This window comes from Saccharopolyspora sp. 7B (genome assembly GCF_020177435.1).
Taxonomy (GTDB): Bacteria; Actinomycetota; Actinomycetes; order Mycobacteriales; family Pseudonocardiaceae; genus Saccharopolyspora_C; species Saccharopolyspora_C gregorii.
In genome coordinates, this window is sequence record NZ_JAIUKC010000070.1 from 22786 (window position 1) to 38645 (window position 15860).

Sequence of the window (15860 nt, forward strand, 5' to 3'; positions counted from 1 at the left end):
CGCCGCGAGCCGGTCGCGGAGTCCCGTTTCACCACCTTTCCCGTGGTGAGGCCGAGCGCACGCCCGGGCCGCGGGGATGCGAGCATTCCGCGAGTCGCATCGAGGGAAGGTGGATCACGTGCAGGTGCTCTGGGGCGCGGCGGGGATGGTCGTGCTGCTGCTGATCGCGTTCGCGTTGTCCACCGACCGCCGGGCGATCCGGCCGCGCACCGTGCTGGGCGCGCTGGCGCTGCAGCTGGTGTTCGCCTTCGTGGTGCTGCGCTGGGACGCGGGCAAGGCCGCGCTGAGCGCCGTCTCCGCCGGGGTGCAGCGGGTGATCGACTCCTCGAAGGAGGGCATCGACTTCCTGCTCGGCCCGGTGATGCCGACGAACGGGGCGACGGTCGTCGCCTTCCAGGTGCTGCCGATCATCGTGTTCGTGGCGTCGCTGACCGCGGTGCTCTACCACTGGAACGTGCTGCAGTGGGTGGTGCGGATCGTCGGCGGCGGGCTGCGCAAGGTGCTGGGGACCACGCGCGCGGAGTCGCTGAACGCCACGGCCAACATCTTCCTCGGGCAGACCGAGGCGCCGCTGGTGGTGCGGCCGTACCTGGCGGGCATGACCCGCTCGGAGTTCTTCGCCGTCATGGTCGGCGGTCTGTCCACCGTGGCCGGTTCGGTGATGGTGGGGTACGCGATGCTGGGCGCGAGCCTCGACCACCTCATCGCGGCGAGCTTCATGGCCGCGCCCGCCGGCCTGATGATGGCGAAGATCATCGTGCCGGAGACCGAGGCGGTCACCGGCGACGCCGAGCACGCCGCGAAGGCCGCCGAGTCCGAGGGCGGGCGGCGCGGCGTGCTCGCGTGGTTCGCGAAGAAGCCCGCGGCCACGACGACCCCGGAACCGGCGGCCGCCGCGGACGAGGACGGGACCGACAGCGCCGAACCGGAGAAGGCGGGCACCACCACCGCGGTGGACGACGACGAGGCGCTGGAGACCAAGCCGCGCAACGTGATCGACGCGGCCGCGACCGGTGCCTCGGACGGGCTGAAGCTGGCGCTCAACGTCGGCGCCATGCTGTTCGCGTTCGTCTCGCTGATCGCGCTGCTGAACCTGGTCCTCGGCGCCGTCGGCGGCCTGGTCGGCCTCGACGGCATCACCTTCGAGCAGATCATCGGCTACGTCTTCGCACCGGTGATGTGGGTGATCGGCGTGCCGTGGGAGGACGCGGTGACCGCGGGCGGTTTCGTCGGCCAGAAGCTGGTGCTCAACGAGTTCGTCGCGTTCACCGACTTCGGCCCGCAGGCGGCGTCGTTCTCGCCGCACACCGCCATCATCATCACCTTCGCGCTGACCGGGTTCGCGAACTTCTCCTCGCTGGCGATCCTGCTCGGCGGGCTCGGCGGGCTGGTGCCGTCGCGGCGGTCGCTGATCGCCGAGCTCGGGATGCGGGCGATCGCGGGCGGAACGCTGGCGAACCTGATGAGCGCCGCCATCGCCGGGATGCTCGTCTAGCTCCCCAGCTTCGGCAGCAGGTAGGCCCGGAGGTCCGCGAGATCTCCGGGCGCACCCGCCCAGCCGAGGTAGCCGTCCGGCCGGACCAGCAGCAGCGCGGGCCGGTCGACGCCGTAACCGTCGTGCGCGTGGCCGTGCACGTCGTGCACCGCGCCGGGACGCGGTTCCCGGAGCACGGCGTGCGCGTCGAGCCCGGGCAGGGCGAGGCCGGCGCTCGTGCCGCCGAAGTCCAGCAGCGTCCAGTGCGGCCCGGCGAACAGCTCGAACAACCGCACCTCCGCCCCGTCGAGCAGGACCGGGGCGTCCGGGGCCCGGTCGCCGGCGCGCACCGCCGCGGGTTCGGCGCGGCGCTCTTCGGCCAGCGGCCCGCCGCGGTAGTGCAGTCCGAGCTGGTTGAGCTCCGGTCCGCGCACGTGCGCCTCGGGATCGTCCTCGCGCAGCAGGTCCAGCAGCCGTCCGCTGAGCCGCAGCACCCCTTCCGCCACCGGGTACCGCTCGGCCTCGTAGCTGTCGAGCAGCGCCTCGTCCGCACCGCGCAGCACGGCGGCGAGCTTCCAGCCGAGGTTGTGCGCGTCCTGCACCCCGGTGTTCATGCCCTGGCCGCCGGTGGGCGGGCAGACGTGCGCCGCGTCGCCCGCGAGCAGCACCCGGCCGTCGCGGTAGCGCTCGGCGAGGCGCGCGTTGGCCCGCCACACCGAGTTCCAGTGCACCTCGTGCACCCGCAGGTCGAGCCCGCTCAGCCGGTTCAGCCACTCCCCCAGCCCGTCCGGGGTGGGTTCCACGTCGTCGCGGGACGCGGTGACGGTGAACAGGTCGGTTCCTGCCAGCGGCTGCACCGAGGCGAGCTCGCCGTCGCGGGACCAGGCCAGCGCCCGGTCCCGGCCGAGGCCGCTGAGCCGGACATCGGCGATGAGCGCCTTGGTCGTCTCGTCGGTCTCGCCGCGGAACTCGATGCCGAGCGTGCGGCGCACGGTGCTGCGCCCGCCGTCGGCGCCGACTAGGTACCGGGCGCGGATCTCGGTGCCGTCGGCGAGCCGCGCGGTGACCTGCCGGTCGTCCTGGCGCAGCGCGCGGAGCTCGACGCCGAGCTCGACCTGGCCGCCGTACCCGGCGAGCGCTTTGCGCAGGACCTCCTCGGTGCGGAACTGCGGGACGAACCAGGCGTTCGGGTACGGGACGCCGGGTGTGGCGGGCACCGGTTCGCCGGGGTGGCCCTCCCAGACGAGCCGTCCGGCTTCGTACTTGCGCATCGGGATGCCGCCGTCGCCCGCGGCGTGCAGGTCGTCGAGCACGCCGAGGTCGGCGAAGACCTCCTGGGTGCGCGGGTGGATGCCGTCGCCGCGGGAGCCGCCGAAGTGCTCGGTGGCCTTGTCGACGAGCCGGAACGCGATGCCGCGCCGGGCGAGTTCGCAGGCCAGGACCAGTCCGGTCGGTCCGGCTCCGGCGATGAGGACGTCGGTGTCGTGCTGGGCGCTCATGCCCACCTCCCTCTGTCAGTACGGCGTACCCCATGTTCGTACGCCGCACGAACAACGTTAGCGGTACGGTGTACCACATGGCAACCGAGCCGATCTGGGCCGCGCCCGCCCCCGGAACCCGCAAACCGCGCTTCACCCGCGAGCAGATCGCCGCGGCCGCGCTCGCCCTCGCCGACGCCGAGGGGTTCGACGCCGTCTCCATGCGCCGGGTCGCCGCCGAGCTCGGCGCCGGGACGATGACCCTCTACCACTACGTGCGCACCAAGGACGACCTCGTCGCGCTCATGGACGACGCCGTCATGGCCGAAGGGCTGCTGCCCGCCGACGAGCTGCCCACCGAGTGGCGGGCCGCGCTCACCGCCATCGCGCACCGCACCCGCGACGTGCTGCTGCGCCACCCGTGGTCGATGCAGGCGCTGCGCGGCGCGCGGCTCGGCCCCAACGCGCTGCGGCACGCCGACCAGTCCTTCGCCGCCCTCGCGCACACCCCGCTCGACGTCGAAGCGAAGATCGCCCTGCTCGGTGCGGTCGACGACTACGTGCAGGGCAACGTGCTGCGCACCGACGACCCGCAGCACGGCGGGCTCAGCGCCGACACCGCCCGGTTCGTCCGCGAGCAGCTCGAAGGCGGCGACCTGCCGCAGCTGCGCGCCCTCGTCGGCGACGGCGACCCGAGCACCGCCTGGGCCCGGCTCACCGGCACGACCAGCGCGCGGCAGCGCTTCGCCGACGGCCTCGCCGCGCTGCTCGACGGCGCCGCCGCCCGCCACGGGATCTGACCCCTCGGCCGAACGGTCGGGAAAACCCGGGCGACCCCGGCCGTTCGGCGGAGATCATCTCGGGCGGAACGGCCGATGCCCGCACGCGGCGCGGTCCCTAGCGTGGGAACCAGTCCAGCACCGGGAACCACGCGCGGTTCCCCGCCCCAGGGAGCCCAGATGACCACCACGTTCCCCGTTCCGAGCCACCCCGTGGACGCCGACGGGGTCCGCGAGCGGGTCGACGCGGCCCTGTCCCGGTTCCTCGACGTGCAGGAGGACCGGTACCGGGGGATGACCGCCGACGAAGCGGGACGCGCCCAGTGGGCGGCGGCGATCGACACGCTGCGCACGTTCCTCGCCGGCGGCAAGCGGCTGCGGCCCGCGTTCTGCTTCTGGGGCTGGCGCGGCGCGGGCGGCGACCCGGACGACGAGGGCATCATCGCCGCGGCCGCCGCGCTGGAACTGCTGCACGCGTTCGCGCTGATCCACGACGACATCATCGACGGCAGCGACACCCGCCGCGGCGCGCCGTCGCTGCACCGCCAGCACACCGACCTGCACCAGCACCAGCGGATGCGGGGATCCTCCGAGCTGTTCGGGACCTCGGTGGCGCTGCTGCTCGGGGACCTGTGCCTGGCGTGGTTCCACGAGCTGCTCGGCGCCAGCGGACTTCCCCCGCAGCGGCTCGCCGCCGTGCAGCCGCTGGTGGCGCAGTCGTTCGCCGAACTGGTGCTCGGCCAGTACCTCGACGTCACCGAGCAAGCCCTCGCCACGCACTCGGTGGAGCGGGCCTGCACGATCATCCACTACAAGACCGCGAAGTACACCGTCGAACGACCGCTGCACCTGGGCGGGCTGCTCGCCGGGGCCGACTCGGACCTGCTCGACTCCTACACGGCCTACGCGCTGCCGTTGGGCGAGGCGTACCAGCTGCGCGACGACGTGCTCGGCGCGTTCGGCGATCCCGCGGTCACCGGCAAACCCGTCGGGGACGACCTGCGCACCCGGAAGCCGACCGTGCTGCTGGCCGCCGCCCGGCGCCGCGCCGGGACCGCCGAGCTCGCCGAGCTCGACCGGGCCTTCGCCGCCGGGGACCTCGACGACGAGCGGGTGCGGCGGGTGCAGTCGATCATCGTGGAGTGCGGGGCGCTGGCCGAGGTCGAGCGCCTCATCGGCACCCGCGCGGCATCCGCGCACCGGGCGCTGGCGGGGATGCGGGTGCCGGAGCACGTCCGAAGCACGCTCACCGAACTGCTCACCGCCGCCACCGACCGGAACCGGTGAACCCGGGCGGTGCCGGAGCGCTGCGCCGGTTCCGAACGCCGCACCGGTCCCGAGGAGCGCTGCGCCGATCCCGAGGAGCGCTGCGCCGGTCCCGAGCACTGCGGCGGCCGCGAGACCGGCCGCTGAGCGCTACGCCAGCGGAGTCCCGATGCGCAGCCGGTTGCCGTCCGGGTCGCGCAGTTCGACCTCCCGCGCCCACGGCGTCGTCTCCGGCCGCATGCCGAACTCGGCGGCGATCGCGTCCACGTCCTCCATCCGCAGGTAGATGAGCGAGCCGGGGCGGGCGTCGGCCTCGTGCTCGGACAGGAACAGGCGCACCTGCCCGCGCACCACCTCCACGAACGCGGGCAGGTGCGGCTCGAACCGGTGCTCCCACTGCGGGGTGAAACCCAGCAGGCGGTACCACTTCACGGCCACGTCGGCGGCCTCCACGCGCAGCACCGGGATGACGTCCTCGTCCATCGCCCCAGCATCGCACCGCTCCGGCCGGGCCGCGGTGGTCGCGGACGGCGGCGGACCGGCGGACGCGGGAGGCCGGTGGTCGCGGGGCGGGCGGAGCGGTTCCGCCCCGGCCACTACGCGGCGGCGGTCCGGCCGGCGGCAGGCCGGAGGGTGCGGGACCAGCTCCACTCCCCCGGTTCGGGGACGCCCACCAGCTTGAGGCCCGCCGCGCGCAGGGTGCGGGCGATCGCGGTGTCGTCCACGCGGGTGTGCGCCCACACCGCGGTCGTCCCGTCGGCCTCGGCCTGCGCGACGAGTTCCGCGGCGAGCCGGGTGCCGATGCCGCCGCGCTGCCGGTCGTCGCGCACCAGCAGCGCGAGCTCCGCGGTCGTGCCGTCGCGCATCAGGTTCCCCATCGCCACGACCTGCCCGTCGGCGTCCAGCACCAGCAGCGAGCGGCCCAGCGCCGGGGTCAGCAACCGCAGCAGGCCGCGTTCCCCACCGGCCGGGCCGGGGCTGGAGTAGCGGCGGTAGCGGGTGGCCGCCGAGCAGCGGGCGTGGAACTCGGCGACGAGCTCCAGGTCGGCGCGGTCGGCGGCGCGCAGGGTCAGCGCCTCCCCTCCGGTGGTGACGAGCTCCCGCACGTCGGGGCGCAGCCGCTCCCGGCAGGTCGCAGCCAGGTCCACCATCGCCCGCGCCCGCGCGAACTCGGCCGGGGTGAACGCCGCGCCCGCCCGTTCCAGCACCAGCGCGCCACCACCGGGGGCGGTCAGCCGCAGCCACCGGCCGTCGGCGCCATCGGGTCCGGTCGCGTCCTCCTGCCAGCGCACCTCGACCGGGCCGAGGGTGCCGCGCAGCGCCCGCACCAGGTCGCCGCGCCCGCGCACCAGGTCGGCGGCGAGGTGCAGCGTCCGGGTCGGCACGTCGTCGAGCTCCCGCACGTCCGCGGGGCGAGCGGTGACCTCGCGCCCGCCCGCGTCGACCACGGCCCGCACCAGGTCCGTTTCCCTCGCGGAGGTGGGGACGTGCACCAGCACCTCGTCCACCGCGCCGCCGGCGACCGGGTGCACGTGCACGGTGCGGATGTCGCCGCCGAGACCGGCGAGCCCGGCGGCGATCCCGGCGAGGCGGCCCGGGTCGTCGGTCACCGAGGCGCGCAGCCGCCACAGCGCGCGGGGTTCGGCGAGCTCACCGAGGTCCGGTTCCGCCACGACCTCCGCGGCGGGGGCCGGGCGCCGCACCCGGGCGCACCGCACCGCGGCACCCGCCGCGAGCAGCGCGCCGAACGCGAGGAGCAGCACCGACGCCGTGGTCGGCGCCCCGGTGGCGAGCAGGTGGGCGGTGCCCGCCGCCGCGCACAGCAAGGCGAGCTCGACGACGTCGCGCGTCCAGCCGCCCCGGGTCGGGGCCGCTGCCGGAGTTCCGCGGTGCTGGGTCATGCCCCGACCCTGCCCGCGAGATGTTTCCCCCGGCCCGCGGCGGCGTGACGACGCCGTTAACCCGAACAGCCCTGGCGGGAACCCGGCACGTCGATAAGGTCACGCCATGACGACTGGGAGCGCGTCCGCGCACCGGGTTGCCGTGCTGCCGACCACCGGCACCGCGCCCTTCGAGCTGGGCGTGATCTCGGCGGTGTTCGGGCACTACCTGCCGGACCTGATCCCCCGCCACTACGACCTCGCGGTGTGCGCGGAGGGGTCCGCCGCCGTGCCGCTCGCGGGCGGGGCGGTGATGAGCACCCCGCACGGGCTCGCCGAACTCGCCACCGCGGACACGGTGATCGTCACCAGCCGGGCCGACCCGCACGAGCCGCCGTCCGCGGAGCTCGTCGCGGCGCTGCGCGAAGCCGGGGCGCGCGGCGCGCGGCTGGTGTCCACCTGCACCGGCGCGTTCGCCCTCGCCGCCGCCGGGGTGCTCGACGAGCGCCGGGCCACCACGCACTGGCGCTACGCCGACCTGCTGCGCACCCGGTACTCGCGGGTCGAGGTCGACCCGGCGCCGCTGTACATCGACGAAGGCGACGTGCTGACCGGCGCGGGCAGCGCGGCGAGCCTGGACCTGTGCCTGCACCTGGTGCGCAAGGACCTCGGTCCGGCGCTGGCGAACACGGTGGCGCGCCGGCTGGTGATCCCGCCGCACCGCGAAGGCGGGCAGGCCCAGTACGTGGAGACGCCGGTCGCCGGATCGTCCGAGGACGACGGGGTGGCGCGCAGCATGGAGTGGGCGCTGGCGCACCTCGCCGAACCGCTGACCGTCGAGGTGCTGGCCGGTGCCGCGCACATGTCCGAGCGCAGCTACCTGCGCCACTTCGCCCGCGCGACGGGAAGTTCGCCGATGCGCTGGCTGGCGGCGCAGCGGATCGGGGCGAGCCTGGCGCTGCTGGAGAAGACGAAGGACCCGGTGGACGAGGTCGCCGAGGCGGTCGGGTTCGAGTCGGTCGTGACCTACCGGTACCACTTCAGCCGCATCATGCGGACCTCGCCGACGGCCTACCGCAGGTTGTTCCACCGCGCGCCCGCCGCGGCTCCGGCCGGCGCGCTCGCGCCCCGGACCGGATAGGCCCGGGACGCGCCCGCGATCAGTCCGCCTGCTGCAGGAAGGCGAACAGCGCCGCGGCGAGTTCCGCCGGGGCGTCCTCCTGCACCAGGTGGCCGGCGCCGGGGATCAGCCGCAGCTCCGAGCCGGGGATCAGGCCGGCGAGCTCGTGCGCCTTGCCCACCGGGATCCAGGTGTCCTCGGCGCCCCAGCACACCAGCGTCGGCATCCGCAGCCGGTCGTAGCAACCCTGCACCTCGTCGGTGAAGCGCTGGTCGGCCTGCGCGATCTGCCGGTAGAACGCGGGCTGCCCGTGCTCGCCGAGCCACGGTTCGGCGAGCGCGTCCACCAGCGGGTCGTCCAGCCCGCGGTGGCCGGCGGAGCGGATGTACTCGCGCACCAGCGCCCGGTGCATCGCGGGCGGCAGCTGCTCGAAGACCGGGACGTTCTCCCCGACCAGCCGGAAGAACGGCGACCCCCACGGGGCCAGCGCGACCGGGTCGACGACGGCGAGCCGCTCGTACTCGGCGCCGTGCAGCAGGTGCGCGCGCAGCGCGACGGCGCCGCCGAAGTCGTGCGCGACGACCGCGGGCCGCTCCAGCCCCCAGTGCTCCAGCAGTTCGGCGAAGACCCGGCCCTGCGCGGCGAGCGACACGTCCTGCCCGTCGCACTTCTCCGACGTCCCGTACCCCGGCATGTCCCAGACGTGCACCCGGTAGTGCGGGGCGAGCGCTCTGGCGACGCCCCGCCAGACGAAGGAGGAGAAGGGCGTGCCGTGCAGCAGCACGACCGGTTCCGCCCCCTCCTCGCCCAGCACGTCCCAGCGGACGTCACCGGCGCTGCTGCGGTGGACTCGACCGAGTTCCCACTCCTGCACGGAGGCTCCCTCTCGATTCGTCTTGATCGACTCAGCTTCGATCGGAGGGCCGCGCGCGAGCGGGAACCCCGGATCACGGCAGCGCCATCGCCGCGGTGCGCGTCGCCCCGTCGCCGGGGTCGATCAGCAGCAGCGACCCGGTCGCCCGCGAAGCCGCGTAGGCCGTCGACGGGCACGGGTTCCGCGGTGCGCAGCACGATCCCGCCGATGTCGTTCATCTCCACGCGGACCATTCCGCGAGCCGTCCGGATCAGCGGGCCATGCTCAGCCCGCCACCGACCGGGCGGCGCACCCGGGGGCGGACGACGAGGCGCGGACGGCGGTCGCGCACCACCAGCGGCGCGGGCTGCGGCGCCGGGGTCGCGCCGTGCTCGATGGCGTGCGCGGCGTCGACACCGCAGGCGACGTCGCGGGCGATGTTCCAGCAGGCGAGGAGGAAAGCGCGCATGACGGGCTCCTTGTCGAGTCCTGATCGGTGGGTTGCCACCAGCATGCTGCGCGGCACCCGCCGGTTCGAGTGGCGGTAGCGCCACATCTCGACAAGATTCCGCCACAGGCCGTGCCGCCCGCGCGGACGGCGGCGGCATCGGCGGGCAGAATCGGCGCCGGGCGGGCTCGACCGCCCCTCCGACGATCCGCGACATGTTGGGATGCAGCGATGACGACCGTGGCCTTCCTCGGAACCGGCACGATGGGCGCACCGATGGCGCGCAACCTGCTCGCGCACGGCTTCGCGGTGCGCGCGTGGAACCGCACCCGCGCCCGCGCGGACGAGCTCGCCGCCGAGGGCGCCACCGTCACCGACACCCCCGCCGAAGCGGCCGACGGCGCGGACCTGCTGGTGACGATGCTGCTGGACGCGGACGCCACCGTGGAGGCGGGCGGTGCCGCCGCGGCCGCGCTCCCGGCCGGGACGCCGTGGGTGCAGATGGCCACGATCGGCCTGGAGGGGCTGGCGAAGGTCGCCGCCGTCGCGGGCGGCACGACGCTCGTGGACGCGCCGGTGCTCGGCACCCGCGCCCCCGCCGAGCAGGGCACGCTGACCGTGCTCGCCGCGGCCCCCGAAGAGGTGCGGGACCGGGTGCGGCCGGTGTTCGACGCGGTCGGCGGACGCACCCTGTGGCTGGGCACCGACGCGGTGCGCGGCGACGGGACGCGGGTGAAGCTCGCGGCCAACAACTGGGTGCTGTCGCTGACGAACGCGGTCGGCGAGTCGATCGCGCTCGCCGAGGCGCTGGGCGTGGACCCGCACCGGTTCCTGGAGGCCATCGAGGGCGGCGCGGTCGATTCGCCCTACGCGCACCTGAAGGGTTCCGCCATCCTCGACGGTGATTTCACCCCGGCGTTCACAGTGGACGGTGCCCGCAAGGACGCCGGGCTGATCGCCGAAGCCGCGGGCGAACTCCGCCTGGACGTCGCCGAAGCGGTCCGCGCCCGCTTCACCCGCGCCGCCGAGGCCGGGCACGGTTCCCAGGACATGGCCGCCGCCTACTACGCGTCCTTCCGCGGCTGACGGCCGAACGGCCCGCTCGCCCGGGAACCGGGTCGAACGGGCCGTTCGTCGTGCGGGAGAACGGGTTTCAGCGCCTCGCGACGTGCCCGAACTGGGCCGCGCAGCGATCCAGCTCCTCGTCGTCCAGCAACCGCGGCCGCCCGGCCTGCTGCGCGGTGAGCCACAACCGGCACAGCCACTCCAGCTGCCGGGCCCGGTTGTAGGCAGCAGCCGGCGTCGAGCCGATCGCGACCGTCCCGTGGTTGCGCAGCACGCACGCCCCGCGCCCTTCCAGCGCGGCCGACATGTTCGCGGCCAGCCGGTCGGTGCCGAACGTCGCGTACTCGGCGACGCGCACCGCCCCGCCCATCTCGGCGAGCTGGTAGTGCACCGCGGGCACGTCGTCGCGCAGCAGCGACAACGCGGTGGCGTGCAACGAGTGCGTGTGCACCACCGCGTCGGCGCCGTGATCGGCGTAGGCGGTCAGGTGCATGGGCAGCTCGGAGCTCGGAGCCCGTTCGCCGTCCACGACCGCACCGTCCAGCCGCACCACCGGGACGTCGGCGACGGTCAGCACGTCGTAGTCCACTCCGGACGGTGTCACCGCGACCAGCTCACCGCTGCGCAGCGACACGTTGCCCGAGGTACCCACGACCAGACCGTCGTCGACCATCTTCCGCGCGATGCGGATGACCTCCGCGCGCTCCGCTTCGAGGACAGGGCTCAACACGCCGTCCCGGACTCGTACTCCCCGATGGCGGCGACCTTCTTCGCCGACGCCGAGGTCTCGTCGAAGCGCAGGTCGAGCCACTGCCCGGCCAGCAGCCGCGCCAGCTCCAGCCCGACGACGCGCTGCCCGAAGCACAGCACCTGCGCGTCGTTGCTCAGCACCGACCGCTGCACCGAGTAGCTGTCATGCGCGGTCACCGCCCGCACGCCCGGCACCTTGTTCGCACTGATCGCCACGCCGAGCCCGGTGCCGCACACCAGCAGCGCCCGGTCCGCCTCGCCCGCGGCGACCTTGCGGGCCGCGTTCACCGCCACGTGCGGGTAGTCGGTGTGCTCGTCGGACCCGACCCCGACGTCGACCACGGAGGCGACCCGCGGGTCCTGCTCCAGGTCGGCCTTGAGCACGTCCTTGTAGTCCAGCCCTGCGTCGTCGGAACCGACGACGATGCGCCAGCCGGTCGCGTTCTCGGTCATCGTCACTTCACCTCTGTCGCGTCGAGTTCCACTTCACGTCCACTGAGGACTTCCAGCGCCCTGTTCAGCGCCATCGCCAGCGAGGTCGCCCCCGGGTCGGGGGTGCCGACGCTGCGCTCGGCCAGCGGGCGCGCCCGCCCGGTCCGCGGGGTCAGCTCGGCGGTGCGCGCGGCGGCGGCCGTGGCCTCCCGGGCCGCGCGGCCCACCGCGTCGGCGGGGCCGGCACCGTCGCCGACCGCCGCCGCGAATTCGTCGACGAACGGGATCAGCGCGTCCACCAGCGTCTTGTCGCCCGCTTCGGCGCGGCCCAAGCGCTGCACCGAGTCGAGGGCGGCGCGGGCACCCGCCAGCAGGTCCTCCGCGGTGGGCTCCCGGTCGTCGGGCAGCAGGTCACCGAAGGAGCGCAGGCCCGCGCCCCACAGCGCGCCGGAGGTGCCCCCGGCCTTCGCCGCCCACTCGTCCCCGGCGGCGACCAGCACCGCGGCCGGTCCGGCGCCGTCGGCGGCGGCCACCTCCGCCGCCTCGATCGCGGCCCCGCTGCCCCGGGACATGCCGCGGCCGTGGTCGCCGTCGCCGGCCACCGCGTCGAGCCTGCCCAGCTCGTCCTCGTGCTCGTGCAGCAGGTCGCTGATCGCGCGCAGCCCCCGCACCACGAGCGCCGCGGTGTCCTGCCCGGCCTGCGGGGCGACCGCGGTCGCCGCTTCGACGACCTCGGTCGCCTCGGCCACGACGTCGTCGTCCACATCGGACTCGACGATGCTTCCCTTGCGGTAGGCGGGGGAATCGGCCGGGGCGTGCCAGAGCCGCTCCAGCTCCGGGTCCAGCCAGGTCAGGGTGAGCGAGCACCCGGCCATGTCGAGGCTGGTGACCAGTTCACCGACCTCCGGCTCCACGACCTCCACGCCAGCCTCGGCCAGCAGCCGGGACGCGGTCTTCCACACCACGAACAGCTCTTCGTACTTGGTGGCGCCGAGCCCGTTGAGGATCGCCGCGACCCGCGGCTTCTCCCCGGTCGACTCGGGAGCTTCGGCGAGCACGCCCTCGACGAGCTCGCGCGCCAGCTCCGACGCCGAGGGCATGTCCACTTCGGACACACCCGGTTCGCCGTGGATGCCCAGCCCCAGGCCCATCCGGCCCGCGGGCACCTCGAACAGCGGCTGTCCGCTGCCCGGCAGTGTGCAGCCCGCGAAGGCCACCCCGAGGCTGCGGGTGCGGGCGTTGGCGTGCTCGGCGACCCGCACCACCTCGTCGAACGAGTAGCCCTCCTCCGCGGCGGCCGAGGCGACCTTGAACACCACGAAGTCGCCCACCACCCCGCGCCGCTTTCCCGCCTCGTCGGCCGGGGCGCTGGCCACGTCATCGGTGACCACCACGTTGTGCGCCGAGATCCCCTCCCGCCGCAGCCGCTCCACGGCCAGGCCGAAGTTCATGTTGTCCCCGGCGTAGTTGCCGAACGAGAACACCACACCGGCACCGGTGTCGGCGGCCTTCGCCACCGAGTAGGCGTCCTCGGCGGACGGCGAGGTGAAGATGTTGCCCACCACCGCGCCGTCGGCGAAACCCGGCCCCACCACGCCGCAGAACGCCGGGTAATGCCCGGATCCGCCACCGGTGACCACCGCGACCTTGCCGCGGCGAGCCCGGCGCGCCCGCACCACCCCGCCGCGCACCTCGCGCACGTAACCGGGGTTCGCGGCGACGAACCCCGCCACCGCGTCCTCGGTGAACGTCGCCGGATCGTCGTACAGACGAGTCATCGGGTCACTCCTCCCCCCGACCGCCACACCGGCCGGGCCCGCTCTATCGATTCCAGGTATGCGCGATATCCGCGCTCGTAGAACTCCGCCACCGCCGGATCCGGCTCGACCACGTGCCGGGCGGTGGCCCACTCCTCGCGATCCACCGGTTCGCCCAGCGAATCCCACGCCGTCATCGCCGCGCCCCGCGCGCCGACGCCCTCCTCCTTCGGGACGTGCAGCGGCCTGCCGAGCACGCTCGCGAAGATCCGGCTCCAGGACGCCGACCGCGCCCCGCCGCCGCAGGCCGCGACCTCACCGGTCAGCCCGGCCGCCTCCAGGTTGTGCCGCGCCGCGTAGGCCACCGCCTCGCACAGCGCCCGCACCAGGTCCGCGGGCGAGGTGTCCAGCGACAGCCCGGTGAACTGGCCGCTGGCCCGCGGCTCCACGAACGGGGCCCGCTCGCCGGAGGACGACAGGAAGGACAGCGCGGCGACCCCACCGGCACCCGGCGGGCTCGCCGCCAGCAGGCCCTCCAGGTCGGCGACGCTCGCCCCGACCATCCGCAGCCCCCAGTCCAGGTTCGCGGTGCCCACCATCGCCGGCATCACCCGCAGCACCCGGTCCGGGCTGGGCGTGGCGAGCCACATGCCCGCGGCGTCCCCGGCCGGGTCGATCGTGACCTGGTCGCCCAGCACCTGGCAGCCCAGCGTCGTGCCGATCACCAGCGCCCCGTCGCCCAGGTCGCGCGTGCCGGACCCGAAGGCGCAGGCGGGCAGGTCGAACGGGCCCGCCGACACCGGCAGGCCCGCGGGCAGGCCGAGCTGCGCGGCGCTGCGCGCGTCCAGCGCGAACAGCTCACCCGGCGGCGCCGGTTCGGCCAGCAGCCCGCGGAACTCGGCGAGGCCGCACGCCCGCAGCGCCGCCGTGCTGTAGGTGCGGGTCGGCACGTCCAAGAACGGTTGCGAAGCGTCCGAGGCGTCCACCGTGATCCGCCCGGTGAGCCGTTGCACTATCGCGTCCACGCAGTAGCCGGCGACCTCCGCGCGGGCCAGCCGCTCCGGCTCGTGCTCGGCCACGTGCGCCAGCAGCGGCGCCGCCGAACCCGGGAACATGCCCGAACCGGTCAGGGCGTGCACCTCGCGCAGCACGCCCCGCGCTTCCCAGCGGTCCAGCACCGGCGCCGCCCGCGCGTCCAACCAGGACAGTCCCGGCCCGACCTGCCGCCCGGCCGCGTCGCGCAGCCACAACCCGTCGCCCTGCCCGGTGATCGCCAGCGCTTGCACCGGGACGTCCGCTTCGGCGGCGACCGAGCGCACCACGCTGATCACCGAATCCACGACCTCGTCGAGGTCCTGCTCCACCCGCCCGCCGGGCGAGCGGTGCAGGGTGCTGCGCGTGCTGCGGGTGACTCGCGCGGAGCCGTCCCGGCCCAGCAGCGACGCCTTCGTCACCGAGGTGCCGACATCGACTCCGACGATCATGGTCGCAGGTCCTCCAGCCGCCCCAGCACCTCCGGGTTCGCCACGTGCCGCGGCCGCCTGCCCGCGAGGTAGCGCGCCGCGTCGGCGGCCACGATCGCCGCCGCGCGGTCCGCGGTCTGCCGGGTCGCCCCGGCCAGGTGCGGCGTGGTGATCACGTTGGGGGCGTCGAACAGCGGCCAGTCGCGCGGCGGCGGCTCCACGTCGTAGACGTCCAGCGCCAGTCCGCCCAGGTGCCCCGAGCGCAGCATCTCCGGCAGCGGCGCGTAGTCCAGCAACCCGCCGCGCGCCGAGTTCACCAGCACCGCGCCCTTCGGCAGCAGCGCCAGGTTCTCCGCGTTGAGCAGGTGCTCGGTCTCCGGGGTGAGCCGGGCGTGCAGGCTCACCACCGAGCTGGCGCGCAGCAGCTCGTCGAGCTCGACGAGCCGCACGCCGTCCGCGGCCACCTGCTCCGGGTCCGCGAACGGATCGGCGACCAGCACCTCCGCGCCGAACGCGGACAGCACCCGCGCCACCCTGCGCCCGATCGCGCCGTAGCCGACCAGGCCCGCGGTCGCCCCCTCCAGTTCGAGCCCCGCGTTCTCGTGGGCGTAGTAGTCGCCGCGCCAGTGGCCGCCCTTCAGCTCGGCGTCCGAGTCGACGATGCGGCGCAGCGAAGCCAGGACCAGCCCGACGGCGAACTCGGCGGCGGCGGCCGCGTTGCGGGCCGGGGTGAAGCCGACGACCACCCCGGCCTCGGTGGCGGCGGCCAAGTCGACGTTCACCGGGCCGCCGCGGGCGACGCCGACGAACCGCAGGCCGGGGCTCTTCGCCAGCACGCCGGCCGTCACCGGCGCCATCTGGGTCAGCAGGACCTCGGCGCCGCCGAGGGCGTCGAGCAGCTGCTGCTCGGTCCCGCTGGCCTCCCGCACCCCGCCGACCGGGCCGAACGGTTCCACCGGCCAGCCGGTGGCCAGGGTCCGGAAGCTCAACTCGTGCCCGGGCGCCTGCTCGGTCAGCGCGTCGACGAACAGCTGCGGGCCGACGAAGCGGTCCCCCGCGGCCAGGACCTCGGTCATTGCTGCAGACTCCTTTGTC

The 15860-nt window shown here is 74.8% G+C and carries 15 protein-coding genes; 5 read left to right on the forward strand and 10 right to left on the reverse strand.

Annotated elements, in window-relative coordinates; translation table 11 throughout:
• The first annotated feature begins 118 nt into the window (after positions 1-118).
• Positions 119-1495 (forward strand): NupC/NupG family nucleoside CNT transporter, encoded by a 1377-nt coding sequence (locus LCD33_RS12910; protein ID WP_224977894.1) that lies wholly within the window; start codon positions 119-121, stop codon positions 1493-1495.
• Here LCD33_RS12910 and LCD33_RS12915 read toward each other — a convergent pair.
• Positions 1492-2973, reverse strand: a complete 1482-nt coding sequence (locus tag LCD33_RS12915; protein ID WP_224958209.1) for an FAD-dependent monooxygenase — start codon at positions 2971-2973, stop codon at positions 1492-1494. The genes LCD33_RS12910 and LCD33_RS12915 overlap by 4 nt on opposite strands.
• A 77-nt stretch (positions 2974-3050) precedes the next feature.
• Between LCD33_RS12915 and LCD33_RS12920 the strand changes: the two genes are divergently transcribed.
• Positions 3051-3752, forward strand: coding sequence for a TetR/AcrR family transcriptional regulator (locus LCD33_RS12920; RefSeq protein WP_224958206.1), 702 nt, complete (start codon positions 3051-3053; stop codon positions 3750-3752).
• 159 nt (positions 3753-3911) lie between these two features.
• Complete coding sequence (locus LCD33_RS12925) at positions 3912-5018, forward strand: polyprenyl synthetase family protein (protein WP_224958204.1); 1107 nt, start codon at positions 3912-3914, stop codon at positions 5016-5018.
• Positions 5019-5147: 129 nt separating this feature from the next.
• Here LCD33_RS12925 and LCD33_RS12930 read toward each other — a convergent pair whose 3' ends face one another.
• Positions 5148-5480, reverse strand: a complete 333-nt coding sequence (locus tag LCD33_RS12930) for a glyoxalase superfamily protein (RefSeq protein ID WP_224958202.1) — start codon at positions 5478-5480, stop codon at positions 5148-5150.
• 113 nt (positions 5481-5593) lie between these two features.
• A complete protein-coding gene (locus LCD33_RS12935) occupies positions 5594-6898 on the reverse strand; it encodes a GNAT family N-acetyltransferase (RefSeq protein WP_224977895.1) in 1305 nt (434 codons plus the stop codon).
• A 106-nt stretch (positions 6899-7004) separates the two neighbouring features.
• On the opposite strand from LCD33_RS12935, the gene LCD33_RS12940 reads away from it, so the two are divergent.
• Positions 7005-8018, forward strand: a complete 1014-nt coding sequence (locus LCD33_RS12940) for a helix-turn-helix domain-containing protein (protein WP_224967232.1) — start codon at positions 7005-7007, stop codon at positions 8016-8018.
• A 19-nt stretch (positions 8019-8037) separates the two neighbouring features.
• Here LCD33_RS12940 and LCD33_RS12945 read toward each other — a convergent pair whose 3' ends face one another.
• A complete protein-coding gene (locus tag LCD33_RS12945; RefSeq protein WP_224958196.1) occupies positions 8038-8871 on the reverse strand; it encodes an alpha/beta fold hydrolase in 834 nt (277 codons plus the stop codon).
• 250 nt (positions 8872-9121) lie between these two features.
• The gene (locus LCD33_RS12950; RefSeq protein ID WP_224967234.1) at positions 9122-9319 is read right to left on the reverse strand and encodes a hypothetical protein; all 198 of its coding nucleotides are present in this window, start codon (positions 9317-9319) and stop codon (positions 9122-9124) included.
• A gap of 210 nt (positions 9320-9529) precedes the next feature.
• Between LCD33_RS12950 and LCD33_RS12955 the strand changes: the two genes are divergently transcribed.
• Positions 9530-10384: an NAD(P)-dependent oxidoreductase gene (locus LCD33_RS12955; protein ID WP_224958194.1), complete on the forward strand. Its 855-nt coding sequence runs from the start codon at positions 9530-9532 to the stop codon at positions 10382-10384.
• A gap of 67 nt (positions 10385-10451) precedes the next feature.
• On the opposite strand, the gene LCD33_RS12960 is transcribed toward LCD33_RS12955, so the two are convergent.
• Genes LCD33_RS12960 through LCD33_RS12980 form a run of 5 tightly spaced genes read right to left on the reverse strand, consistent with a single transcriptional unit; the run spans position 10452 to position 15841 of the window.
• On the reverse strand, positions 10452-11093 hold the full coding sequence (locus LCD33_RS12960; protein WP_224958193.1) for a class II aldolase/adducin family protein: 642 nt from the start codon (positions 11091-11093) through the stop codon (positions 10452-10454).
• Complete coding sequence (locus LCD33_RS12965) at positions 11087-11566, reverse strand: ribose-5-phosphate isomerase (RefSeq protein WP_224958192.1); 480 nt, start codon at positions 11564-11566, stop codon at positions 11087-11089. Before LCD33_RS12965 ends, LCD33_RS12960 begins: the two co-directional genes overlap by 7 nt.
• A 2-nt stretch (positions 11567-11568) precedes the next feature.
• On the reverse strand, positions 11569-13323 hold the full coding sequence (locus tag LCD33_RS12970; RefSeq protein ID WP_224977896.1) for a dihydroxyacetone kinase family protein: 1755 nt from the start codon (positions 13321-13323) through the stop codon (positions 11569-11571).
• The gene (locus LCD33_RS12975) at positions 13320-14786 is read right to left on the reverse strand and encodes an FGGY-family carbohydrate kinase (RefSeq protein ID WP_224958190.1); all 1467 of its coding nucleotides are present in this window, start codon (positions 14784-14786) and stop codon (positions 13320-13322) included. The genes LCD33_RS12970 and LCD33_RS12975 overlap by 4 nt, the downstream gene beginning before the upstream one ends.
• Positions 14783-15841 (reverse strand): NAD(P)-dependent oxidoreductase, encoded by a 1059-nt coding sequence (locus LCD33_RS12980; RefSeq protein WP_224958189.1) that lies wholly within the window; start codon positions 15839-15841, stop codon positions 14783-14785. The genes LCD33_RS12975 and LCD33_RS12980 overlap by 4 nt, the downstream gene beginning before the upstream one ends.
• Between the last annotated feature and the right edge of the window lie 19 nt (positions 15842-15860).